This is a genomic window from Pseudonocardia kujensis (genome assembly GCF_021283305.1).
Lineage (GTDB): Bacteria > Actinomycetota > Actinomycetes > Mycobacteriales > Pseudonocardiaceae > Pseudonocardia > Pseudonocardia kujensis.
In genome coordinates, this window is record NZ_JAJSOK010000006.1 from 1 (window position 1) to 22,451 (window position 22,451).

Consider the following 22,451-nt stretch of genomic DNA (forward strand, 5'->3'; position numbering starts at 1 on the left):
GCCCGACCGCGCCGCCGTCGTCGGGCGGCCGCTGCGGGCCGCGCTGCAGGCCGCGAAGGCCGCCGACGTGCTCGTGGTCGCCGCCGCCGGCAACGTCGGCTCCGGGGGCTGCACCGGCGAGCCGGGCGAGGTGCCGCTCCCCGCGGCCGCGGGCCACGCCGACGGCGCCGTCGGGGACGTGCTCGCGGACGGCGTGCTCGCCGTCGCCGCCACCACACCGGACGACGCCCCCGCCGCGTTCAGCGTCCACGGGCCGTGGGTCGACCTCGCCGCCCGCGGCACCGGCCTGCGCTCGCTCGCCCCGGGCTCGGGGCTGACCGGCGCCGACCTGCAGGGCACGAGCCTGGCCGCGCCGATCGTCGCGGGCGCCGCCGCCCTTGTCCGGCAGCGCTTCCCCGGGCTCGACGCGACCGCGGTCGCCCAGCGCCTGGTCACCACGGCCCGGCGCGTCCCGGGTGGCCGTTCCGACGCGCTCGGCGCCGGTCTCGTCGATCCGCTGGCCGCGCTGACGACGCTGACGACGCTGAGCGGGGCCGGGTCCGATCCACGGCGGGCACCCGCGCCGGTGGCGGCCCGTCCACCCACGCACCCGACTCCCGCCTGGGTGCCGCTCGCCGCGGTCACGGTTCTCTGCGCCCTCGCCGCCGCTTCCCCTCTCCTGGCCCGTCGGCTCCGTCCGTGACGTCCCTGACGTCCCTGACGTCCCTGACGTCCCTGACCGCGCGCCCGCTCCAGAAGGGTTCCGTCGCCGCCCATTCCGCGGCGAGCCTGCGCGCCCGCTGCCGGGCCGCGGCGACGGTGGTCAGGCCGAGCGCCGCGGCGACCACCGCCCCGCCGAGCAGCGCGACGAGGGCACCCGCGACGAGCGCCTCGGTCGCGCCGGTCGCCGGCGGCGGCACCGGGCCGCCGGCGGCGTCGACCCAGATCGGCACGCTCCGGCCCGCCGAGGTGCCCGGTGCGACGGGCAGGGCCCCGAGGCGGCTCGTGCCGTCCGGGGCGAGCCAGACCGCCTGCACCAGGGCCTGAGGCACCAGGGCGTTCGCGTCCGGCGCGAGCGCTGCCCGCTCGACGGTGGTCGCCTCGGTGCGCCGCAGCTCCGGGGCCGCGCGGGACACCGCCCGCGCCCCGGCCGCTTCGCCGAGGAGGACCGCCACGACCAGCACGAGGAGGGCGGCGACCGGCGCGACCCGCCGCACCACGGCGGCCGTGCGCTCGATCCCGGTGCGCTCCACGTCTCGAGGATCGCCCGGCCCGGAGGCTTCCACAATGCGCCGTTCCCCAGGTCAGCCTTCAGCTCAGCCGAAGGCTGTACCGTCCGTCCATGGCGTTCGACCTGCTCGACCTCCGGCTGTTCCTCGCCGTGGCCGAGCACGGCAGCATCACCCGCGCCGCCGAGCTCGTGCACCTGTCGCTGGCCTCGGCGAGCGCCCGGATCCGCGCGATGGAGGCCGCCTCGGGGGCGCCGCTGCTCGACCGGCACCGCCGCGGGGTCGTCCCGACCCGGCCCGGCACCCTGCTGCTGGCGCACGCGCGGGAGATCGTCGAGCGCCACGACCGGATGCGCCTGGAGCTCGCCGACCTCGCGGGCCGGCCCGCCACCGTCACGGTGCTGGCCAACACGGCCGCGTCGACGCTGCTCCCGGGTGTCCTCGTCGGCTTCCTCGCCGACCACCCCGACGCCGACGTCGACGTCCTCGAGCGGCCGAGCCACCGGATCGTCGTCGGGCTGACGGCGGGCCGCGCCGAGTTCGGCCTCGTCGCCGACACCGTCGACCTCGGCGGGCTCGAGACGGTCCGGCTCCGCCCGGACCCGCTGCGGGTCGCGTGCGCCCCCGACCACCCGCTGGTGCGAACGCGCAGCCTCACGTTCGCCGACGTCCTCGACCAGCCCTTCGTCGGCTACGCCGAGGGCAGCCCGTTGGAGGAGCACCTCCGCCGGCACACCCTCCCCCTCGGCGCGCACCCGCGGCACCGCGGCCGCTTCCCCGACACGGCGACCGTCTGCCGGGCGGTCGCCGCCGGGATCGGGATCGCGGTCCTGCCGGCGCGCAGCATCCCCGACGGGCTCGTCGGGGTCTCCCTCGACGACGCCTGGGCCGACCGCCACCTCCTCCTCGCCACCCGGGACCTCGCCGGACTCAGCCGGCCCGCCCGCGCCCTGGCCGAGCGCGTCCGCACCGAGCTGTCGGGTTAGCGCCCGACCGCGCGCCGGGCGTCGGCGAGGTCGAGGCGCCCGCCCTGCGGGAGCAGCCGCAGCGCCGCCTCGGGCGCGGCCGGTGCCGGCCCCGGCAGCCCGAGCGCGGCAGCGGTTCCGGCGTCGGCGACGCCATGGGCGATCCCGCTCGCCGACACCAGCCAGACCGTCCCGCCCCCGGTCGGCGACACCGCCCGCACCGGGCCGCCGCCCCGCAGCACGGCCGCGACCGCCTCACCGCCGGTGAGCGGCACCCGCACGCCCTCCGGGACCGCGGGCAGCGCCGGCGTCACGCTCACGCCGGCCCGCCCGGCGATCGACGTCGCACACACGACACCCTCGGCCGACGACCACGCGGGCACCCGGTCCGGCCACCCGGCGGTCGCCAGCGCGGTGCGCCGTGGGGCCTCGGCGACGACTGCGGGCGCGACCTCCCGCGGACCCGTGCCGCCCTGCGCCCGAAGCACCTCCGCCAGGCTCGCCGGCACCTGCTGGACCCCGCCGGGCACGACCGCCAGAGAGGTGCGGCCGCCGTCGAGGCCGGTGGTGGTGAGGACGTCGCCGGGCCGGCCGGGCACACCGCGCGGGCCCGGGCCGTCGGGCAGGAGCGGCGGGGTCAGGGCCGGCCCCTCGGGAATCGCGGAGAGCGTCGACGCGCCGATCCGCCTCGGTGTGGTCGCGGCGAGGCCGAGGCCGACCAGCACGGCGGGATCGGTGCCGACGGCGTGCCGGAGCCCGTCGAGCACCGCGAACCGCTCCCCGCCCGGGGTCTCGACGAACAGCGCTGGGGCCGGGGTGGCCTGCGGGTCGAGGGTCCCCGCCAGCACCGTCGCGCCGTCCGGGCCGTCGCACACGGCCCAGCGCTCGGGCACGGCCGGGCCGTCCAGGACGACCCCCGTGGCGCCCGGCAGGTCCGCGGGCGGGGTCCGCGCCGCACCGGCGAGGTCGGTGTCCCGCACCATCCGCGGCGCGCCCGCCGGCAGGCCGAGGGCGGCGAGCACGAGCCGGCCGGCGACCGCGTCGGGCACGGGGACGAGCCGGTCCGGTTCGTGGGCCACCGCGTACACCGCGCCCGACGGCGTGCCGACGACCAGCGCCTGCCGGCTCCAGTCCGGCCGGGGTGCGAGCGCCGCCTGTACCGCCGCCGCGCCGAGCCCGAGCAGCGCCAGGACGACGCCGACGAGCGTGGCCCGGCGCTGCGCGCGCAGCTGCTCGTGCTGCGGGACCGGATCGGCCCGGACGAGCGCGGCCTCCAGCCGCCGCAGCCCGTAGCGGTGGGCGTCGGCCTGGTCGCGGGTCGCGGGCGGCAGGACCGGGAACGGCACGCCCGGACGCTAGCTCCGCGACCGCCCCGCCCGAGGCGGAACGGGAGAAGTCTCGCCCCCCGGGAACGCACACCCGAACGCCCCGGACTGCCGACTCGCGGCACCAGACCTGTCGACTCGCGGGAGCCCACAGCGCGACTCGCGGAAGCTCGGACCGCCGACTCGCCGGAGCGCTACTCCTCCGCCACGCCGATGTCCTCGTTCCACAGCTCGGGGCGGGCGGCGATGAAGTCCTCCATGAGCCGGACGCAGCGCTCGTCGTCGAGCAGGGTCACCCGGACCCCGTGCTCGGCGAGCCAGTCGTGCCCACCGGTGAAGGTCCGGCTCTCGCCGATGACCACCGCGCCGATGCCGAACTGCCGGATCAGCCCGCTGCAGTACCAGCAGGGCGAGAGCGTCGTGACCATCGTGGTGCGCCGGTAGTCCCGCTGCCGGCCGGCGTTGCGGAAGGCGGCGGTCTCGCCGTGGACCGACGGGTCGTCGTCCTGGACCCGGCGGTTGTGCCCGCGGCCGAGCACCTCGCCACCGGGCCCGAGCAGCGCGGCGCCGATCGGGATCCCTCCCGACGCGAGCCCGGCCCGGGCCTCCTCGAGCGCGATCTCCAGGGCGGCGTGTGCGTCCACGGGCCCAGCCTACGGAGGACCGGAACGGCCCGAGCCACGCGAAGGACCCCGTGCCGCAGGTTTCCCGCTGGTTACTGTGGGACGCGTGGACACGCTCCGAGAGACTCCCGGCGAGTCCACCCCGGAGTCGGCCGACGACCTGACGTTGCTCCGGCGGTACGAGCCGGTGCTGCGCTACACGAACGGGGAGCTGTTCCTGCCGGTGACCGCGCGGGACTACGTCCGCCGCTGCAGCCTCTGGGAGGAGCCCGCGGGCGACCGCAGGCGTCCCGGCGAGCCGCTCGTCCCCGCCGGCGAGCTCACCCTGGAGGGCCTCGGAGAGGCCGCCCGCCGCTACCGCGAGCGCCGGCTGCACCTGCGGTTCGTGCAGGAGTCGCTCGGTGCCCGCGAGGTGCAACGGTGGCGGCGCGCCGAGCGCCCCCGGCTGGGCGGCATCGGCCGGTTCGCCGCGGTCGGGGTGATCGCCCGGCTGATCGACGTCCTGCTGCGGCTGTCCCTGCTCGTCCGCGGGAAGGTGCCCAACGGCCTGGTCGCGGCCGCCCACCAGCGCGCCCGCGACCTCGAGGGCGCGACCTACTACGGGCGGGTGGTGCGCACCGCCGGCTACACGGTGCTGCAGTACTGGTTCTTCTACGCCTTCAACGACTGGCGCTCGACCTTCCACGGCGTCAACGACCACGAGGCCGACTGGGAGACCGTCGCGGTCTACCTGGTGCCGGACGGGTCGGGCGGCCTCGTCCCGGCCTGGGTGGCCGCCTCCACCCACGACGACCACGGCGACGACCTGCGCCGCCGCTGGGACGACCCGCTGCTCGACCGGGACGGCACCCATCCGGTGCTCTACCCCGGCGCCGGGTCGCACTCGCACGCGTTCGTGGCCGGGGACTACGTCGTCAGCGTGGGCCTGCCCGCCCTCCGCGCGGTGCTGCGCACCATCCAGCGCCTGCGGCGCTGGCTGATGCCCTTCGCCCCCGAGCCCGGGACCGGCGGCTTCGACATCCCGTTCATCGACTACGCCCGTGGCGACGGTGTCCGGCTCGGCCCCGGTGGCCGCTCGTGGACGGCCGAGCTCGTCGACGACAGCACCGCCTGGATCCGCGACTTCCGCGGCCTGTGGGGGCTCGACACCCGCGACTCCTTCGGCGGCGAGCGCGCCCCCGCCGGCCCCCGCTACGAGCGCGACGGGACGGTGCGCCGCTCCTGGGCGGACCCGCTGGGCTGGGCGGGCCTGGACAAGGTGGCGCCGACCGCCGAGGAGGAGGCCGCGGCGCTGCAGGAGCGGATGAAGGTCCTGCAGACCCGGGTCGACGAGCTGGAGGCCGAGATCGAGGCCGAACGGATCGGTGTCCGCGGCCTGCACGCGGAGCTCCGGTTCCTCGCCGATCGCTCCGACGCCGCGCCCGGCCGGTCCGGCCATCTGGAGGAGCTGGACCGCCGGGAGGAGCAGCTGGCCGGGATGGTGGCCGAGCGGGTGCGGCTGACCGAGGAGATCGACGTCCAGGCGGACCGGCTGGCGGGCCCGCGCCCGCCCGGCCCGCCCGACGCCCACCTGCGCCAGCCGCACATGCCGTACGTGGTGCCGGCCGACTTCCGGTCGCGGTTCCTGCGGGTGTGGGCGGCGCTGTCGATCCCGGTGCTCATCGGCGGGCTCGGCGCGCTGCTGTTCTGGCCGCACCTGTCGACGCTGCTGTGGTTCGCCGTCGGCCTCGTGCTGTTCGCGGTGGTGGAAGCGGTGGCGCGGCGCCGGTCGATCGAGTTCGCGGCCAGCATGGCCGGGCTCGCGATCACCGCCCTGGTCGTCGCGAGCGGGGTGATCGCACTGGTCTCCGGCTGGAAGATCGTGCTGGCCGGGTCGCTGGCGCTGGCGGCCCTGGTGCTGCTCGTGGTGAACGTCAGGGAGCTGCGGGGGCGGTAGGCCCCACCCGGAGGTTGCGGGTCACCTCGGTCCGCGCGGCGAGCTCGGCGTCGGCCGGGTAGTCCACGCCGACGAGCGTGAGCCCGTGCGCGGGCGCGACCGAGACGCCCTGCCGTTCGGCCCGGTCGAGCAGCGCGCCCGGCCAGTCGACCGTGCGGCGCGCGCGCCCGACGTCGAGCAGGGCGCCGACGAGGCTGCGCACCATCGAGTGGCAGAACGCGTCCGCCGACACGGCCGCCGACACCACCCCGTCGGTGTCGCGGGTCCACGAGAACCGCTCCAACGCCCGGACGGTCGTCGCGCCCTCGCGCCGCTTGCAGAAGGCGGCGAAGTCGTGCTCGCCGAGCAACCGCTCCGAGGCGGCGTTCACGGCGTCGAGGTCGATCGGGTGCGGCCAGGAGAGGGTGTCCCGCGCGCGCAGCGGCTCGGCCCCGTAGGGGGCCGTGGCGACGCGGTAGACGTAGTGGCGGCGCAGGGCCGCGAACCGGGCGTCGAACGCCGCGGGGACGGGCGTGACCGCCCGGACCCGGACGTCGGGCGGCAGCAACCGCGCGAGCCGGCGCACGAGCCGCGCGGGGTCGACGTCGGCCGCGAGGTCGGCGTGCGCGACCTGACCGGTGGCGTGCACCCCGGCGTCCGTGCGCCCGGCGACGGTGAGCCCGACCTCGGTCCGCAGGATCCGGCTCAGGGCGTCGGTCAGCACCCCGCAGACCGTGCGCCGCGTCGGCTGCACCGCCCAGCCCGAGAAGTCCGTCCCGTCGTAGGTGATGTCGAGGCGGAAGCGGGCGAGCCCGCCACCCTCACGGGTGGCGGGCTCGTCCGGGTACTGCAGGCCCACGTCAGGACTCGTCGGAGTCCTCGGCGGCCTTCTGCTGCGAGGCGGGCAGGGAGAACCCGGCGGCCTCGGCGGCCTCCGGGGTCGCGAACCAGACCTCGGCCACGGTGCGGTCGTAGTGCGACGAACCGGGGACGTGGTAGAGCTTCGAGTCCTCGTTGCCCTTGACCGGGAAGCCCTCGGGGGCCTCCGCGGCGTCCTCGAGCGGGGCGTGCGAGCCCTCGCCGTAGGGCGCCTCGTCGGTCGAGGTGGACGTCTCGACCTCGGTGGCCTCCGCGGTGGCGGTGGTCTCGGTGGTCTCGGTGGTCTCGGCCGGGGCCTCCTCCGCCGGAGCGGACTGGGTGGCCTGCGACGCCGCGGCGCGGCGGGCGCGGTTGGCCTCGTCCGTCACGGTCTTCTGCTGGATCAGCTCGATCACCGCCATGGGGGCGTTGTCGCCCTTGCGCGGCAGCGTCTTGGTGATCCGGGTGTAGCCACCGTTGCGGTCCGCGTAGAACGGCCCGATCTCCTCGATGAGGCGGTGGACGACACCCTTGTCGCGGATGAGCTTGAGGATCTCGCGACGGTTGTGCAGGTCGCCCCGCTTGGCCTTGGTGATCAGCCGCTCGGCGTAGGGCCGCAGCCGGCGGGCCTTGGCCTCCGTCGTGGTGATCCGGCCGTGCTGGAACAGCGCGGTCGCCAGGTTGGCCAGGATCAGCCGCTGGTGAGCGGGCGAACCGCCGAGGCGGGGCCCCTTGGTGGGCTGAGGCATGGCTACAACTGCTCCGTTTCTGCGTAGTCCTGGCCGTCGTCGGAGAACGGGTCGGCGTCGTAGCCGCCGGTGTCGGTCCCGTAGTCCGAGGCAGCCGCAGACGGGTCGAACCCGGGCGGGCTGTCCTTGAGCGCGAGGCCGAGGCCGACGAGCTTCATCTTGACCTCGTCGATCGACTTCGCGCCGAAGTTGCGGATGTCCAGCAGGTCCGCCTCGCTGCGCCCGACGAGCTCACCCACGGTGTGGATGCCCTCGCGCTTGAGGCAGTTGTACGAGCGGACGGTGAGGTCGAGCTCCTCGATCGGCATCGCGAAGGCGGCGATGGTGTCCGCCTCCTGCGGCGACGGACCGATCTCGATGCCCTCGGCGTCGACGTTCAGCTCGCGGGCGAGGCCGAACAGCTCGACGAGGGTCTTGCCCGCCGACGCCAGGGCGTCACGCGGACCGATGCTCGGCTTGGTCTCGACGTCCAGCACGAGCTTGTCGAAGTCCGTGCGCTGCTCGACACGGGTGGCCTCGACCTTGTAGGTCACCTTGAGGACCGGCGAGTAGATCGAGTCGACCGGGATGCGGCCGATCTCGGCGCCGGTGGCCTTGTTCTGCATGGCGGGCACGTAGCCGCGGCCCCGCTCGACGACGAGCTCGACCTCGAGCCGGCCCTTGTCGTTGAGCGTGGCGATGTGCAGGTCCGGGTTGTGCACGGTGACACCGGCCGGCGGGACGATGTCCCCCGCGGTGACCGCGCCCGGGCCCTGCTTGCGCAGGTACATCGTCACCGGCTCGTCCTCCTCGGAGCTGACGACCAGCTCCTTGAGGTTGAGGATGATGTCGGTGACGTCCTCCTTCACCCCCGGCACGGTGGTGAACTCGTGCAGCACGCCGTCGATGCGGATGCTGGTCACCGCCGCCCCCGGGATGGAGGACAGCAGGGTGCGCCGGAGCGAGTTGCCCAGCGTGTAGCCGAAGCCCGGCTCGAGCGGCTCGATGACGAACCGGGAACGGGTCTCGGTGACCGAGTCCTCGGTCAGGGTGGGGCGCTGAGAGATCAGCACTGTGTGTCTCCTTCGTGTGCCGCGACACCCACTATTTGATGTCGCAGTGAGCCCCCCGCCCCACTGCAGGGCGGGGGGACGAGCGGGAGACCGTGAGGCCTACTACTTGGAGTAGAGCTCGACGATCAGCTGCTCGGTGACCTGCGTGTCGATCTGCGCCCGCTCCGGGAGCTGGTGCACGAGGATCCGCAGGGTCGACGGGACGACCTGCAGCCACGCCGGGACCGGGCGGTCGCCCTGGGTCTCCTTGGCGATGACGAACGGGTCGAGGCTCAGGCTCTTCGGCCTGACGTCGATGATGTCGTACTGCGAGACGCGGAAGCTGGGGATGTTCACCTTCTGGCCGTTGACCAGGAAGTGCCCGTGGTTCACCAGCTGCCGGGCCATCCGCCGGGTGCGCGCGAGGCCCGCGCGGTACACGACGTTGTCCAGGCGCGACTCGAGGATCCGGAGCAGCTCGTCACCGGTCTTGCCGGGACGGCGGTGCGCCTCCTCGTAGTACGAGCGGAACTGCTTCTCCAGCACGCCGTAGGCGAAGCGCGCCTTCTGCTTCTCCTGCATCTGCAGGAGGTACTCCGTCTCCTTGATCCGGATCCGGCCGTGCTGGCCGGGCGGGTAGGGACGGCGCTCGAACGCCTGGTCGCCGCCGACGAGGTCGACCTTCAGCCGGCGGGACTTGCGGGTCATGGGTCCGGTGTAACGAGCCATGTCTGGTTACTCCCTCTCCCTTAGACCCGGCGCCGCTTGGGCGGGCGGCATCCGTTGTGCGGCTGGGGGGTCACGTCGGAGATGGTGCCGACCTCGAGGCCGGCGGCCTGCAGCGACCGGATCGCGGTCTCGCGGCCCGAGCCCGGGCCCTTCACGAAGACGTCGACCTTCTTCATGCCGTGCTCGGCGGCCTTGCGGGCGGCGCTCTCGGCGGCCATCTGCGCCGCGAACGGCGTCGACTTGCGCGAGCCCTTGAAGCCCACGTGGCCGGCGGAGGCCCACGCGATCACGGCACCGGTCGGGTCCGTGATGGACACGATGGTGTTGTTGAAGGTGCTCTTGATGTGCGCGTGGCCGTGCGCGACGTTCTTCTTCTCCTTGCGGCGGACCTTCTTGGGTCCGGCCGCGCCACGGGTGCGGGGCGGCATTACTTCTTACCTGCCTTCTTCTTGCCCGCCACGGTCTTCTTCGGGCCCTTGCGGCCGCGCGCGTTGGTCTTCGTGCGCTGGCCGCGGACCGGAAGCCCACGACGGTGGCGGATGCCCTGGTAGCAGCCGATCTCGATCTTCCGGCGGATGTCGGCCTGCACCTCACGGCGCAGGTCGCCCTCGACGCGGAAGTTGTTCTCGATGTACTCGCGCAGGGCGGCGAGCTGCTCGTCGGTCAGGTCCTTCGAGCGCAGGTCCACGCTGATGCCCGTGGCGGCCAGGATCTCGAGCGAGCGCGAGCGCCCGATCCCGTAGATGTAGGTCAGTGCGACCTCCATCCGCTTGTCGCGGGGGAGGTCGACACCAGAGAGTCGTGCCATGCGGCTGGTGTCTCCTTGGGTCGTGCCGGGTACTCCCGACGGCCGTCCCTGGTGACTGGCCAGGGCACCGGCCCGGTACCGGAGGTGTCACCGCGCCTCGTCTGGCGCGGCAGGTCCGTCGGGTTCCGCTGTGTTCGTGGTCGGACCCTGCAAGCAGGTCCGCTGTTGAGCTGTGAGCGTCTCCGCGTGAAGCGGGTGATCAGCCCTGGCGCTGCTTGTGGCGCAGGTTCTCGCAGATCACCATGACCCGGCCGTGACGGCGGATCACCTTGCACTTGTCGCAGATCGGCTTGACGCTCGGCTTGACCTTCACGTCAGGCGATCCTTCTGTTGGTCGTCACTTGTAGCGGTAGACGATGCGGCCGCGGGAGAGGTCGTAGGGAGAGAGCTCCACGACCACCCGGTCCTCGGGGAGGATCCGGATGTAGTGCTGCCGCATCTTCCCGCTGATGTGCGCGAGGACCCGGTGCCCGTTCTCCAGCTCCACGCGGAACATCGCGTTCGGCAGGGGTTCGACGACCCGGCCCTCGACCTCGATCGCCCCGTCCTTCTTGGCCATGTCCTCCGCGTTCCGTGACAGGTGACTGTTGTCGGTCGTGCTGTACTGCAGGTATTGCTGGTACTGCTGCCTTGCTGCGGGCGCGCCGGGGGGCGGGGACGGGACCGGAGGGTGCGCGTGCGCACGAGCGGAACCGGCGCCAGATGGCGCGCCGAGTCACCAGTGTACGTGTGCTTTACAGGCCCCGGCACATGGGGTACGCGCGCGGGGCCACCCGGCGCCCGCTCGACCGCGACGAGACCCCACCGACCCCGGCCTCCGGCACCCCGCGCCGCTGTCCGCTTCGCCCGCGATCCGGTTGACCTCGCCCCCCGGTGCAGGTGCTCCGGTAGGCCGCGTGAGCACCGGAGCGGCACCCGTCACGCAGCGCCGCCTGCCCCGGCCGCGGCGGCCCTTCCGGCACCGCGACCACACCTTGCTCGCGGTCTCGATGGGCGCGTCGCCGTTCGCGAGCGGGCTGTGGATCGTCGCGCTGGTCTACCAGGTCATCGCGCCGTTCGTCCCGGGCGTCAGAGGGACTTCAGCTCCTCCGTCACCTCCATGACGGACTGCTTCGCGTCGCCGAAGAGCATGCTCGTGCGCTCCGCGTAGAACAGCGGGTTGTCGATGCCGGCGAAGCCGCTGTTCATCGAGCGCTTGAGCACGATGACGTTCCGGGACTCGTCGACGTTGAGGATCGGCATCCCGTGGATGGGCGAGCTGGGGTCGTTGCGCGCCGCCGGGTTGGTGACGTCGTTGGCCCCGATGACGAGCGTGACGTCCGTGCGGGCGAACTCGTCGTTGATCTCGTCCATCTCCTTGAGCGCGTCGTAGGCGACGTCGGCCTCGGCCAGCAGCACGTTCATGTGCCCGGGCATGCGTCCGGCGACGGGGTGGATGGCGTACTTGACCTCCACGCCCTTGGCCTCGAGCAGCTTGGCCATGTCCTTGACCGCGTGCTGCGCCTGCGCGACCGCCATCCCGTAGCCCGGGACCACGATGACCTGCGAGGCGTAGGCCATCTGGATCGCCGCGTCCGACGCCGAGGTGGACCTCACGGTCCGCTCCACGCCGTCGTCCGACGCCGCCACGCCCGTGCCGCCGAACCCGCCGGCGACGATGGCGGGGATGGTCCGGTTCATCGCCACGGCCATCTGGTTGGTCAGGATCGAACCGGAGGCGCCGACGATCATGCCGGCGACGATCATCGCCGTGTTGTCCAGCGCCAGGCCGGCGGCCGCCGCGGAGAGCCCGGTCAGGGCGTTGAGCAGCGAGATCACGACGGGCATGTCGGCGCCGCCGATCGGCAGCACCACCATCACGCCGAGCGCGGCCGCGAGCAGCAGCACGAGGATGATCCAGAGCTGCGAGGCCCCGCCCGACCCGGCGACCACCGCGCAGGCCACCGCCGCGAGCAGCAACAGCGCGTTGACCGCCTGCTGCGCCCGACCGAGCCCCATCGGGCGGCCCGGCAGGATCTCCTGCAGCTTGCCGAAGGCGATCAGCGAGCCCCAGAACGACACCGACCCCACGATCGCCGCGAACAGCGAGGCGACGACGACGTAGGTCGCGGTGTCGAGGAAGCCGCCCGACGTGCGGAACTCCGACCAGGCGATCAGCGCGACCGCCCCGCCGCCGACACCGTTGAACAGTGCCACCATCTGCGGCATCGCGGTCATCTTCACCTGCCGCGCCGACGGCACACCCAGCGCCGCCCCGACGACCAGGCCGATCACGATCAGGATCCAGTTGTGCTGCACCCGCAGCAGCGTCGCGACGACCGCGATCAGCATGCCGACCGCGGCGATCTTGTTGCCGCGCACCGCCGTCTTGGGCCCCGTCAGGCCCATCAGGCCGTAGATGAACAGGGCGAACGCGATGATGTAGAGGATCGGGACGACGACGTCCAGCGCGCCCGTGTCCATCAGCGCTTCACCTGGCCGTCCGTGCTCTGCGCCCCGTCGCCCGTGTCGGCCGACACCTTCTCGGCGCTCACCTTCTCGGGCGGCTTGGCCTTGAACATGCCCAGCATGCGGTCGGTGACCAGGAACCCGCCGACGACGTTGATCGTGCCGAACGCGATCGCGACGATCAGGATGATCGCGTCGAGCACCGACGGGTTCTCCAGCTCGCCGAGCACGATCAGCCCGCCGAGCAGCACGATCCCGTGGATCGCGTTCGTGCCCGACATCAGCGGCGTGTGGAGCGTGTTCGGCACCTTCGAGATGACCGCGAACCCGACGAACCCGGCCAGCACCAGGATCGCGATGTTCGCCAGCAGCGACCCGCTCTGCATCACTCCGCCTCCCCCTCGACCCGCGTCACGCAGGACCTCGCCAGGACCTCGTCAGACCAGTCCGGCGCGACCGCGCCGCCGTCGTCGAGCATGAGTTCGAGCAGGGCCGAGACGTTGCGGGCGTAGAGCTCCGACGCGTGCTCGGGCATGCCCGCCGGCAGGTTCAGCGGCGAGGCGATGGTGACGTCGTGCTTGACGACGACCTCGCCGGGCTCGGTGAGCTCGCAGTTGCCGCCGGTCTCCCCCGCCAGGTCCACCACGACGCTGCCCGGCCTCATCCCCTCCACCGCCTTCGCGGTGACCAGGGTCGGTGCCCTGCGCCCCGGCACCAGCGCGGTGGTGATCACGACGTCGAACCCGGTGATGGCCTCCTCGAGGCGCTTCTGCTGCTCGGCACGCTCCTCGTCGGTCAGCTCACGGGCGTAGCCGCCCTCGCCGGCCGCGTCGATGCCCAGGTCCAGCCACTGCGCGCCCAGCGAGCGGACCTGGTCGGCCACCTCGGGACGCACGTCGTAGCCGGTGGTGCGGGCGCCGAGCCGCTTCGCGGTGGCCAGCGCCTGCAGCCCCGCCACACCCACACCCAGGACCAGGGCCGTCGCCGGCTTCACCGTGCCGGCCGCCGTCGTCAGCATCGGGAAGAACCGCGTCGAGCGCTCCGCCGCCAGCAGAACCGCCTTGTAGCCGGCCACGTTCGCCTGCGAGGACAGCGCGTCCATCGACTGCGCCCGCGAGATCCGCGGGATCGACTCCATCGCGAACGCCGTGACGCCGGCCTCGCGCAGCGCCGCGGTCGTCTCCGGCGCGGTCAGCGGGGCCAGGAAGCCGATCGACGTCGAGCCCGACCGGAGCCGGCCGATCTCCTCCGCGGTGGGCGGGGCCACCTTCACCACCACGTCGCACGACCACGGGTCGCCGATCGTCGCGCCCGCCTCGACGTACAGCTCGTCCGGGATGAGGGCACCCAACCCGGCGCCCGACTCCACGACCACCGCCACGTTCTTCGCGCGGAGTCGTTCCACGACCTTCGGCACCAGCGCGACCCGACGCTCACCGGGACCGGACTCGCGGGGCACCCCCACGGTCGCTCCCGGAGGCCGCTGCGCTGCGGCATCAGCACTCATGCGAGGAACGTAGTGCAGCGGAGCGCCGGCAGGCCCCGTCCGAATCAGAGGGAGACCCTGCCCGACCGGGCCGTTCCCCGCCCGCCCGGTGCGGCGCCGTCAGGCGGGGAGGGTGAGGACAGGGGGTCAGGCGGGGAGGGTGAGGACGGAGTGCCCGTCCTCGGTGACCGCGACCGTGTGCTCCCAGTGCACGGCCCGCCCGCCCGTCTCCGTGACGACGGTCCAGCCGTCCTCGAGCTCGCGGGTCTCCGGGTCGCCGGCGGTGAGCATCGGCTCGATCGCCAGGGCCATGCCGGCACGCAGCTTCGGGCCGTGCCCCGGCTCGCCGTGATTGGGGAGGAACGGGTCCATGTGCATCGACGTGCCGATGCCGTGGCCGCCGTACTCGGCGACGATCCCGTAGTCAGCCCGGTCCGCCATCGCGGCCGCGCGGCAGGCCTCCTGGATCGCGTACGAGATGTCGGTGAGCCGTGCCCCGGGCCGCACGGCCTCGATCCCGGCCCACATCGCGCCCTCGCACGCCTTCGACAGCGCGAGGTCCGCGGGCGACACCTCCCCGACGGCCAGCGTGACGGCGGAGTCGCCGTGCCAGCCGTCGAGGATGGCGCCGCAGTCCACGGAGACCAGGTCCCCGTCGCCCAGCACCTGGGCGGAGGACGGGATGCCGTGGACGATCTGCTCGTTCACCGACGCGCAGATGCTCGCCGGGAACCCGTGGTAGCCCTTGAAGGAAGGGACGGCGCCGGCGTCGCGGATGACCTGCTCCGCCAGCGCGTCGAGGTCGGCGGTGGAGACCCCGGGCTTCGCCAGGTCGGCGACGGCCGCCAGCGCCGCGGCCACCACGGCTCCCGCCGCCCGCATGGCCTCGATCTCGGCGGGGTTCTTGAGCTCGATGTCGCGCCCCCTCAGCCGTGCGATCGCGCCGCGCACGCCGCCCTTCCTGCCGGTCATGCGGGCCTCCTGTCGCCGGGTCCTACTGACGTGCCTCGAGCGCGGTGGTCACCCGGTCCGTGATCTCCGGGACCTCGCCGACCGCGTCGACCGTGACGAGCTTGTCGGCGTAGTACCGCAGCAGCGGCGCCGTCTCGTCCCGGTAGACCTGCTGCCGGTTGCGGATGACCTCTTCGTTGTCGTCCGACCGGCCGCGGCCGAGCAGCCGCTGCACGACGACCTCGTCGTCCACCTGGAACTCGACGACGGCGTCGAGGTCGACACCGTACTCGGCCAGGATCTCGGCCAGCGCGTCCGCCTGCGGGACGGTCCGCGGGAAGCCGTCGAGGATGAAGCCCTTCGCCGCGTCGGGGTGCGCGAGGCGGTCCTTCACCATCGCGACGGTGACCGAGTCCGGCACGAGGTTGCCGGCGTCCATGTACGACCGCGCCTCGATGCCGAGCGGCGTCTCGTCCTTCAGGTTCGCGCGGAAGAGGTCCCCGGTGGAGATGTGGGGGACGTCCAGCTGCTGGGCCAGGCGCTCCGCCTGCGTCCCCTTACCCGCGCCCGGCGGTCCGACAAGAACGAGTCGCACTTGGAACCCGACCTCCCTGCTGTGTTCTGCTCTGCCGCCTGCTCTGGCGGCGAACGGGGTGACCCCGGCGGGCCGACGGGCTCCGGGCCCGGTCGCCGAGGCGTCGATACTGCATCTTCGACGGCCCGTCGAACAAGGCCCTCTACCCCGACTCTAACGCAGGAAGCCTTCGTAGTTCCGCTGCATCAGCTGGCTCTCGATCTGCTTCACGGTGTCCAGCCCGACCCCGACCATGATCAGTACGGCGGTGCCGCCGAAGGGGAAGTTCTGGTTCTGCCCGCCGCCGGTGACGCCGAGGAAGAAGTTCGGCAGGACGGCGATGATGCCCAGGTAGAGCGATCCCGGCAGGGTGATGCGGCTGAGCACGAAGTTCAGGTACTCGGCGGTCGGTCGGCCCGGCCGGATGCCCGGGATGAACCCGCCGAACTTCTTCATCTCGTCGGCCCGTTCCTCCGGGTTGAAGGTGATGCCGACGTAGAAGTACGTGAAGAAGATGATGAGCGCGACGTACAGGGTGATGTGCAGCCAGTTGGACTGGTCGACCAGGTAGGTCTGCACGAACTGCTGGAAGCCGCCGCTGGTGTTGCCGAGCAGCCGGGAGACCAGGTCGGGCAGGTACAGCAGCGAGCTGCCGAAGATCACCGGGATGACACCGGCCTGGTTCACCTTCAGCGGCAGGTACGTCGAGGTGCCGCCGTACATCCGGCGCCCGACCATCCGCTTGGCGTACTGCACCGGGATCCGACGCTGGCCCTGCTCGACGAACACGACGCTGACGATGATGGCCAGGCCGAACACGCAGACGCCCGCGAAGACCAGCGGGCCGGCGTTGTCGAGGATGTTCTTGCCCTCGGCGGGGATCCGGTGCGCGATCGAGGCGAAGATCAGCAACGACATGCCGTTGCCGATGCCCTTCTCCGTGACCTGCTCACCCAGCCACATGACGACCGACGTGCCCGCCGTCATGACGATGACGATGATCGCCAGCGAGAAGACGTCGGAGTTCGGGATGATCGGCCGGTCGCAGTTGCCGAGCAACGCGCCGCGGTCCGCCAGCGCCACGATCCCGGTGGCCTGCAGGATCGCCAGGGCGATCGTGAGGTACCGGGTGTACTGCGTGAGCTTGTTCTGCCCGGACTGGCCCTCCTTCTTCAGCACCTCGAACCGCGGGATGACCACCGTGAGCAGCTGGATGATGATCGACGCCGTGATGTACGGCATGATCCCGAGGGCCAGGATCGACAGCTGCAGGAGCGCGCCGCCGGAGAACAGGTTGATGAGCGAGTAGATACCGGCGTTGTCGCTGCCCTCGACCTGCCGGATGCACTCCTGCACGTTCACGTAGGACACGCCGGGCGACGGGATGTTCGCCCCGAGCCGGTAGACGGCCACGACCCCGAGGGTGAAGAGGATCTTCTTCCGGAGATCCGGGGTCGTGAGGGCCGCCCGGAAAGCGCTGAGCACCTCGGTGATCCTCCTGGTCTGCTGCCCGCACGGTCCGCGCGTCGCGACGCACTCGGGCGGAAGACGACTCTAACAGCGACGACGCCGCCCGCTCGGCCGCCCCTCGTCGGGGACGGGCCGCTCGGACGGCGTCGCCGGGTGAAGCCCTGTCGTGGACAGGTCAGAGCTCGGTGGCGGTGCCACCCGCGGCCGCGATCTTCTCCTTGGCGGAGCCGGAGAAGGCGTGGGCGCTGACGGTGAGCGTGACACCGTCCAGGTCCCCGTTGCCGAGGACCTTCACCGGCTGGCCCTTGCGGACCGCACCGGCCTCGGCGAGCTCGGCCGGGCCGATCTCGCCGCCCTGCGGGAACAGGGTCGCCAGGTCGCCGACGTTCACGACCTGGTACTCGGTCCGGAACCGGTTCTTGAAGCCCTTGAGCTTGGGCAGCCGCATGTGCAGAGGCATCTGCCCGCCCTCGAAGGCCGGGGACACGGTCTTGCGGGCCTTGGTGCCCTTGGTACCGCGACCGGCGGTCTTGCCCTTCGAGCCCTCACCACGACCCACGCGGGTCTTGGCGGTCTTGGCCCCGGGAGCCGGGCGCAGGTGGTGAACCTTGATCGTCTCGCTCATCAGGACACCTCCTCCACCGTCACGAGGTGACGCACGGTGTTGATCAGGCCGCGGACCTGCCGCGTGTCCGGCCACTCCTGGGACTGGCGGATCTTGCGCAGGCCGAGCGCCTTCAGGGACTCACGCTGGTTGCGCTGCCCGCCGATGGCGGAGCGCACCTGCGTGACGATCAGCTTCTTCGCGTCGTTCGTCGACTCAGCCATCAGACCCTCGCAGCCTGGGCGGCCTCGGCGCGGGCACGCAGCATCTGCGCCGGCGCGACGTCCTCGAGCGGCAGGCCGCGGCGCGCCGCGACCTCCTCGGGCCGCTGGATCTGCTTCAGCGCGTCCACCGTGGCGTGCACGATGTTGATCGCGTTGTCGCTGCCCAGCGACTTCGACAGGATGTCGTGGATGCCGGCGCACTCCAGGACGGCGCGCACCGGGCCACCGGCGATGACACCGGTACCGGGGCTGGCCGGGCGGAGCAGGACCACGCCCGCAGCCGCCTCACCCTGGACGCGGTGCACGATCGTGCCGCCGATGCGGGGGACGCGGAAGAAGTTCTTCTTCGCCTCCTCGACACCCTTGGCGATCGCGGCCGGCACCTCCTTGGCCTTGCCGTAGCCCACGCCGACCAGGCCGTCGCCGTCGCCGACGATCATGAGGGCGGTGAAGCTGAAGCGACGACCACCCTTCACGACCTTGGCCACACGGTTGATCGTGACGAGCCGCTCGATGTACGGGGTCTTGTCCTGGGCCGCCCCGCCACGGCCACCGTCGCGGCGGTCCCGGCGGTCGTTACCGCCCGGGCCACCGCCTTCGCGCCGCGTACGTCCCGGCATCAGACGGTCCCTTCCATCATGTTGGTGTCCATCAGAAGTTCAGGCCTCCCTCGCGGGCGGCGTCGGCCAGCGCCGCGATCCGCCCGTGGTAGCCGAAGCCACCGTGGTCGAAGACGACGGCCTCGACACCGGCGGCCTTGGCCCGGTCGGCGATGAGCGCGCCGACCTTGGCGGCCTTGGCCTTCTTGTCGCCCTCGAGCGAGCGCACGTCGGCGTCGAGCGACGAGGCGGCGGCCAGCGTGTGGCCCGCGACGTCGTCGATCAGCTGCACGTGCACGTGGCGCGAGGAGCGCTTGACGGCCAGCCGCGGACGCGCCGGCGTCCCGCTGATCTTCTTGCGCAGCCGGGCGTGCCGGCGGGTCAGCCCCTTGCGGCGGGTGGCGGACACCCGCGACGCGGTGCGCTTCTTGGCGTTCGCAGAAATCGTGTCGGCCATGGCTTACTTACCCGTCTTCCCGACCTTGCGGCGGACGTTCTCGCCGGCGTACCGCACGCCCTTGCCCTTGTAGGGCTCCGGCTTGCGGATCTTGCGGATGTTCGCCGCGGTCTCGCCGACCAGCTGCTTGTCGATGCCGCTCACCGAGAACCTGGTGGGCGTCTCGACGGCGAAGGTGATGCCCTCCGGCGGCTGGACGACGACGGGGTGGCTGAACCCGAGGGCGAACTCCAGGTTCGAGCCCTTGAGCGCGACGCGGTAACCGACGCCGACGATCTCGAGCTTCTTCTCGTAGCCCTTGGTGACGCCCTCGACGAGGTTGCTCACCAGGGTCCGCGACAGGCCGTGGTAGGCCTTGGTCTTCCGCTCGTCGTCCGGTCGCTTGACCAGGACCTCGCCGTCGTCACCGCGCTCGACGGTGATCGGCGCGATGACGGTGTGCGACAGGGTGCCCTTCGGGCCCTTGACGGTGACCGTGCGGCCCTCGATGGTCACGTCGACGCCGGACGGAACGGTGATCGGCAGCTTCCCGATGCGGGACATCGCTCTACTCCCTTCTCACCAGACGTAGGCGAGGACTTCCCCGCCCACGCCGCTCCGGTAGGCCTGCTTGTCCGTCAGGAGGCCCTGGCTGGTCGAGATGACCGCGATGCCCAGGCCGCCGAGGACGCGCGGCAGGTTGGTCGACTTCGCGTAGACCCGCAGGCCCGGCTTCGAGACCCGGCGCAGACCGGCGATGCTCCGCTCACGGTTGCGCCCGTACTTCAGCTCGACAACCAGGGACTTGCCGACCTCGGCGTCCTCGGTGTGGTGGCTCGCGATGTAGCCCTCCTTCTGCAGGATCTCCGCAATGGCGACCTTCAGCTTGGAGTGCGGCATCACGACCTGGTCGTGATAGGCCGAGTTCGCGTTCCGCAGACGCGTGAGCATGTCTGCGATCGGATCGGTCATCGTCATGGTGTGGTGTCTCTTTCCCGCCGTGGTTCCCCCCTGGCCCGGTGCTCGGGCACTGTGGGGGGCCTGCGGCGAACGAAACGACAGCTGGAGTCTTTACCAGCTGCTCTTGCTGACGCCCGGCAGCTCGCCTGCGTGCGCCATCTCGCGGACGCACACGCGGCAGAGGCCGAACTTGCGCAGGACCGCGCGCGGACGCCCGCACTTCTGGCAGCGGGTGTAGCCGCGGACCTTGAACTTGGGGGTCTTCTCCGCCTTGATGCGAAGCGCCTTCTTCGCCATCTCTCAGTTCTCCTTGAAGGGGAAGCCGAGCTGGCGCAGGAGCGCCCGGCCTTCCTCGTCCGTGGTCGCGGTGGTCACGACGGTGATGTCCATGCCACGCGGCCGGTCGATCGAGTCCGGGTCGATCTCGTGGAACATGGACTGCTCCGTGAGACCGAACGTGTAGTTGCCCCGCCCGTCGAACTGGTTCGGCGAGAGGCCGCGGAAGTCGCGGATACGCGGCAGCGCGATCGTCAGCAGCCGGTCCAGGAACTCCCACATCCGGTCGTTGCGCAGGGTGACCTTCGCGCCGATCGGCATGCCCTCGCGCAGCTTGAACTGCGCGATGGACTTGGTGGCCCGGCGGACCTGCGGCTTCTGGCCGGTGATGGTGGCCAGGTCGCGGACCGCGCCGTCGATCAGCTTCGAGTCACGGGCGGCGTCGCCGACGCCCATGTTCACGACGACCTTCACGACGCCGGGGATCTGCATGACGTTGCCGTAGGAGAACTGCTTCTGCAGCTCGCCCTTGATCTCGTCGACGTAGCGCTGCTTGAGGCGCGGGTTGGCCTTCTCCGCGGTGGTCATCAGATCTCCTTCCCGGACTTGCGGGAGATCCGGACCCGACGGGCCTTGCCGCCGTCCTCGGCCTCGACCAGCTTCTTGCCGACGCGGGTCGGCTTGCCGTCGGAGTCGACGACCATCACGTTCGAGACGTGGATGGGCGCCTCCTGGGTGACGATCCCGCCGGACTGCGCGCCCCGCTGGTTCTGGCTCACCCGCGTGTGCTTCTTGATGCGGTTCACGCCCTCGACGAGGACCCGGTCACGCTCCGGGTAGGCCTGGATGACCTTGCCCTTCGCGCCCTTGTCCTTGCCGGCGATGACGAGAACCGTGTCGCCCTTCTTGACCTTCATGTCCTACAGCACCTCCGGAGCGAGGGAGATGATCTTCATGAACCGGCGGTCGCGGAGCTCGCGACCGACCGGGCCGAAGATGCGGGTCCCCCGCGGCTCGCCGTTGTCCTTGATCAGGACGGCGGCGTTCTCGTCGAACCGGATGTAGCTGCCGTCCGGGCGGCGCTTCTCCTTGACCGTGCGCACGACGACCGCCTTGACGACGTCACCGCGCTTCACGCCGGCCGCGGGGATGGCCTCCTTGACGGTGGCGACGATGGTGTCGCCGATCCCCGCGTAGCGCCGCGCCGAACCGCCCAGCACCCGGATGCACAGGATCTCCTTGGCACCGGTGTTGTCGGCGACGCGCAGCCGCGACTCCTGCTGGATCACTTCGCCTTCTCCAGGATCTCGACCAGCCGCCACCGCTTGGTGGCGGACAGCGGCCGGGTCTCCATCAGCCGGACGCGGTCGCCGACGCCGGCCGTGTTGGCCTCGTCGTGCGCCTTGACCTTGCTGGTCCGCCGGATGACCTTGCCGTACAGCGGGTGCTTCACGCGGTCCTCGAGGGTGACCACGATCGTCTTGTCCATCTTGTCGGACACGACCAGGCCCTCACGGACCTTCCGCTCCCCGCGCGTGCTCTGCGTGCTCTCGCTCATGCCGCGCCCTCGTTGTCGCTCGGGGCGGCCGAGAGGCCCAGCTCGCGCTCGCGCATGACCGTGTAGATCCGCGCGATGTCGTGCCGGACGGTACGCAGCCGCCGGTTGTTGTCCAGCTGCCCGGTCGCCATCTGGAAGCGGAGGTTGAACAGCTCCTCCTTGGCCTCCTTGACCCGCAGCACGAGCTCCTCGTCGGTCAGCTCACGCAGCTCGGCAGCAGTGGTGGCCGCCATCAGATGTCACCACCCTCACGGGTCACGATCCGGCACTTCATGGGCAGCTTGTGGATGGCGCGGCGCAGGGCCTCCCGCGCGAGAGCCTCGTTCGGGTAGCTCATCTCGAAGAGCACCCGGCCGGGCTTCACGTTCGTCACCCACTTCTCGGGGGAGCCCTTGCCGGAACCCATGCGGGTCTCGGCGGGCTTCTTGGTCAGCGGACGGTCCGGGAAGACGTTGATCCAGACCTTGCCACCACGCTTGATGTGCCGGTTGATCGCGATACGCGCCGACTCGATCTGGCGGTTGGTGACGTAGGCGGGCTCCAGCGCCTGGATCCCGAACTCGCCGAACGTGACCCGGGTGCCACCGGTCGACATCCCCGTCCGGTGCGGACGGTGCTGCTTGCGGTGCTTCACCTTGCGGGGGATCAGCATGA

33 protein-coding genes are annotated in these 22,451 nt (G+C 72.1%); 3 read left to right on the top strand and 30 right to left on the bottom strand.

The genetic code is table 11. From position 1 onward, the window contains the following. A partial coding sequence (locus LWC35_RS06260; protein WP_232868939.1) for a S8 family serine peptidase occupies window positions 1-682 on the top strand: 682 nt, incomplete at its 5' end. Here the strand turns inward: LWC35_RS06260 and LWC35_RS06265 are convergent. Continuing rightward, window positions 621-1,232, bottom strand: a complete 612-nt coding sequence (locus LWC35_RS06265) for a hypothetical protein (protein WP_232868940.1) — start codon at window positions 1,230-1,232, stop codon at window positions 621-623. The genes LWC35_RS06260 and LWC35_RS06265 overlap by 62 nt on opposite strands. An 89-nt stretch (window positions 1,233-1,321) precedes the next feature. Between LWC35_RS06265 and LWC35_RS06270 the strand changes: the two genes are divergently transcribed. Beyond that, on the top strand, window positions 1,322-2,194 hold the full coding sequence (locus LWC35_RS06270; RefSeq protein ID WP_232868941.1) for a LysR family transcriptional regulator: 873 nt from the start codon (window positions 1,322-1,324) through the stop codon (window positions 2,192-2,194). On the opposite strand, the gene eccB is transcribed toward LWC35_RS06270, so the two are convergent. Together eccB and LWC35_RS06280 are read right to left on the bottom strand one after the other, a co-directional pair. Beyond that, the gene (gene eccB, locus LWC35_RS06275; RefSeq protein WP_232868942.1) at window positions 2,191-3,519 is read right to left on the bottom strand and encodes a type VII secretion protein EccB; all 1,329 of its coding nucleotides are present in this window, start codon (window positions 3,517-3,519) and stop codon (window positions 2,191-2,193) included. The two genes, LWC35_RS06270 and eccB, sit on opposite strands and share 4 nt — an antisense overlap. 173 nt (window positions 3,520-3,692) lie before the next feature. Then, window positions 3,693-4,142, bottom strand: coding sequence for a nucleoside deaminase (locus LWC35_RS06280; protein WP_232868943.1), 450 nt, complete (start codon window positions 4,140-4,142; stop codon window positions 3,693-3,695). A gap of 85 nt (window positions 4,143-4,227) precedes the next feature. Between LWC35_RS06280 and LWC35_RS06285 the strand changes: the two genes are divergently transcribed. Then, a complete protein-coding gene (locus tag LWC35_RS06285) occupies window positions 4,228-6,057 on the top strand; it encodes a YwiC-like family protein (RefSeq protein WP_232868944.1) in 1,830 nt (609 codons plus the stop codon). On the opposite strand, the gene truA is transcribed toward LWC35_RS06285, so the two are convergent. The 27 genes from truA to rplP form a co-directional block, all read right to left on the bottom strand. Further along, on the bottom strand, window positions 6,035-6,889 hold the full coding sequence (gene truA, locus LWC35_RS06290; RefSeq protein WP_269803706.1) for a tRNA pseudouridine(38-40) synthase TruA: 855 nt from the start codon (window positions 6,887-6,889) through the stop codon (window positions 6,035-6,037). The two genes, LWC35_RS06285 and truA, sit on opposite strands and share 23 nt — an antisense overlap. 7 nt (window positions 6,890-6,896) lie before the next feature. Further along, a complete protein-coding gene (gene rplQ / locus LWC35_RS06295; RefSeq protein ID WP_372463003.1) occupies window positions 6,897-7,643 on the bottom strand; it encodes a 50S ribosomal protein L17, sunset domain variant in 747 nt (248 codons plus the stop codon). Between the two features lie 2 nt (window positions 7,644-7,645). Then, complete coding sequence (locus LWC35_RS06300) at window positions 7,646-8,695, bottom strand: DNA-directed RNA polymerase subunit alpha (RefSeq protein ID WP_037046151.1); 1,050 nt, start codon at window positions 8,693-8,695, stop codon at window positions 7,646-7,648. Between the two features lie 102 nt (window positions 8,696-8,797). After that, a complete protein-coding gene (rpsD, locus tag LWC35_RS06305) occupies window positions 8,798-9,403 on the bottom strand; it encodes a 30S ribosomal protein S4 (protein ID WP_232868946.1) in 606 nt (201 codons plus the stop codon). 20 nt (window positions 9,404-9,423) lie between these two features. Next, window positions 9,424-9,831: a 30S ribosomal protein S11 gene (gene rpsK / locus LWC35_RS06310; RefSeq protein WP_098958562.1), complete on the bottom strand. Its 408-nt coding sequence runs from the start codon at window positions 9,829-9,831 to the stop codon at window positions 9,424-9,426. Further along, entirely contained in the window at window positions 9,831-10,211 is a 381-nt protein-coding gene (gene rpsM, locus LWC35_RS06315; RefSeq protein ID WP_232868947.1) for a 30S ribosomal protein S13, read from the bottom strand. Before rpsM ends, rpsK begins: the two co-directional genes overlap by 1 nt. Before the next feature lie 199 nt (window positions 10,212-10,410). Then, entirely contained in the window at window positions 10,411-10,524 is a 114-nt protein-coding gene (gene rpmJ, locus LWC35_RS06320) for a 50S ribosomal protein L36 (RefSeq protein ID WP_015883600.1), read from the bottom strand. A gap of 24 nt (window positions 10,525-10,548) precedes the next feature. Then, on the bottom strand, window positions 10,549-10,770 hold the full coding sequence (gene infA / locus LWC35_RS06325) for a translation initiation factor IF-1 (protein ID WP_010228514.1): 222 nt from the start codon (window positions 10,768-10,770) through the stop codon (window positions 10,549-10,551). 509 nt (window positions 10,771-11,279) lie between these two features. Next, window positions 11,280-12,674: an NAD(P)(+) transhydrogenase (Re/Si-specific) subunit beta gene (locus LWC35_RS06330; RefSeq protein ID WP_372463005.1), complete on the bottom strand. Its 1,395-nt coding sequence runs from the start codon at window positions 12,672-12,674 to the stop codon at window positions 11,280-11,282. Next, a complete protein-coding gene (locus tag LWC35_RS06335; protein WP_232868948.1) occupies window positions 12,674-13,045 on the bottom strand; it encodes an NAD(P) transhydrogenase subunit alpha part 2 in 372 nt (123 codons plus the stop codon). The genes LWC35_RS06330 and LWC35_RS06335 overlap by 1 nt, the downstream gene beginning before the upstream one ends. Further along, window positions 13,045-14,166: a Re/Si-specific NAD(P)(+) transhydrogenase subunit alpha gene (locus tag LWC35_RS06340; RefSeq protein WP_232868949.1), complete on the bottom strand. Its 1,122-nt coding sequence runs from the start codon at window positions 14,164-14,166 to the stop codon at window positions 13,045-13,047. Before LWC35_RS06340 ends, LWC35_RS06335 begins: the two co-directional genes overlap by 1 nt. A 126-nt stretch (window positions 14,167-14,292) precedes the next feature. Beyond that, complete coding sequence (gene map, locus LWC35_RS06345) at window positions 14,293-15,117, bottom strand: type I methionyl aminopeptidase (protein ID WP_232868950.1); 825 nt, start codon at window positions 15,115-15,117, stop codon at window positions 14,293-14,295. A gap of 22 nt (window positions 15,118-15,139) precedes the next feature. Next, window positions 15,140-15,691 carry an adenylate kinase gene (locus LWC35_RS06350; protein WP_232868951.1) on the bottom strand — a complete coding sequence of 184 codons (552 nt, stop codon included), beginning with the start codon at window positions 15,689-15,691 and terminating at the stop codon, window positions 15,140-15,142. Window positions 15,692-15,844: 153 nt separating this feature from the next. After that, window positions 15,845-17,155 (bottom strand): preprotein translocase subunit SecY, encoded by a 1,311-nt coding sequence (gene secY / locus LWC35_RS06355; protein ID WP_232868952.1) that lies wholly within the window; start codon window positions 17,153-17,155, stop codon window positions 15,845-15,847. Window positions 17,156-17,315: 160 nt separating this feature from the next. Then, window positions 17,316-17,765, bottom strand: a complete 450-nt coding sequence (rplO, locus tag LWC35_RS06360; protein ID WP_232868953.1) for a 50S ribosomal protein L15 — start codon at window positions 17,763-17,765, stop codon at window positions 17,316-17,318. Then, a complete protein-coding gene (gene rpmD, locus LWC35_RS06365) occupies window positions 17,765-17,968 on the bottom strand; it encodes a 50S ribosomal protein L30 (RefSeq protein ID WP_232868954.1) in 204 nt (67 codons plus the stop codon). Before rpmD ends, rplO begins: the two co-directional genes overlap by 1 nt. After that, complete coding sequence (gene rpsE, locus LWC35_RS06370) at window positions 17,968-18,588, bottom strand: 30S ribosomal protein S5 (protein WP_232868955.1); 621 nt, start codon at window positions 18,586-18,588, stop codon at window positions 17,968-17,970. The genes rpmD and rpsE overlap by 1 nt, the downstream gene beginning before the upstream one ends. A 31-nt stretch (window positions 18,589-18,619) precedes the next feature. Continuing rightward, on the bottom strand, window positions 18,620-19,024 hold the full coding sequence (rplR, locus tag LWC35_RS06375) for a 50S ribosomal protein L18 (protein ID WP_232868956.1): 405 nt from the start codon (window positions 19,022-19,024) through the stop codon (window positions 18,620-18,622). Window positions 19,025-19,027: 3 nt separating this feature from the next. After that, window positions 19,028-19,567, bottom strand: coding sequence for a 50S ribosomal protein L6 (gene rplF, locus LWC35_RS06380; RefSeq protein ID WP_232868957.1), 540 nt, complete (start codon window positions 19,565-19,567; stop codon window positions 19,028-19,030). A gap of 15 nt (window positions 19,568-19,582) precedes the next feature. After that, on the bottom strand, window positions 19,583-19,981 hold the full coding sequence (rpsH, locus tag LWC35_RS06385) for a 30S ribosomal protein S8 (RefSeq protein WP_232868958.1): 399 nt from the start codon (window positions 19,979-19,981) through the stop codon (window positions 19,583-19,585). Between the two features lie 93 nt (window positions 19,982-20,074). Next, on the bottom strand, window positions 20,075-20,260 hold the full coding sequence (locus LWC35_RS06390; RefSeq protein WP_037046117.1) for a type Z 30S ribosomal protein S14: 186 nt from the start codon (window positions 20,258-20,260) through the stop codon (window positions 20,075-20,077). A gap of 3 nt (window positions 20,261-20,263) precedes the next feature. Continuing rightward, window positions 20,264-20,827 (bottom strand): 50S ribosomal protein L5, encoded by a 564-nt coding sequence (gene rplE / locus LWC35_RS06395; RefSeq protein ID WP_232868959.1) that lies wholly within the window; start codon window positions 20,825-20,827, stop codon window positions 20,264-20,266. Further along, window positions 20,827-21,156: a 50S ribosomal protein L24 gene (gene rplX / locus LWC35_RS06400; RefSeq protein WP_232868960.1), complete on the bottom strand. Its 330-nt coding sequence runs from the start codon at window positions 21,154-21,156 to the stop codon at window positions 20,827-20,829. Before rplX ends, rplE begins: the two co-directional genes overlap by 1 nt. Before the next feature lie 3 nt (window positions 21,157-21,159). Beyond that, window positions 21,160-21,528, bottom strand: a complete 369-nt coding sequence (gene rplN / locus LWC35_RS06405) for a 50S ribosomal protein L14 (protein WP_232868961.1) — start codon at window positions 21,526-21,528, stop codon at window positions 21,160-21,162. Beyond that, the gene (rpsQ, locus tag LWC35_RS06410; RefSeq protein WP_269803701.1) at window positions 21,525-21,797 is read right to left on the bottom strand and encodes a 30S ribosomal protein S17; all 273 of its coding nucleotides are present in this window, start codon (window positions 21,795-21,797) and stop codon (window positions 21,525-21,527) included. The genes rplN and rpsQ overlap by 4 nt, the downstream gene beginning before the upstream one ends. After that, window positions 21,794-22,030 carry a 50S ribosomal protein L29 gene (gene rpmC, locus LWC35_RS06415; protein ID WP_037046106.1) on the bottom strand — a complete coding sequence of 79 codons (237 nt, stop codon included), beginning with the start codon at window positions 22,028-22,030 and terminating at the stop codon, window positions 21,794-21,796. The genes rpsQ and rpmC overlap by 4 nt, the downstream gene beginning before the upstream one ends. Continuing rightward, entirely contained in the window at window positions 22,030-22,449 is a 420-nt protein-coding gene (rplP, locus tag LWC35_RS06420; protein ID WP_037046105.1) for a 50S ribosomal protein L16, read from the bottom strand. Before rplP ends, rpmC begins: the two co-directional genes overlap by 1 nt. Between the last annotated feature and the right edge of the window lie 2 nt (window positions 22,450-22,451).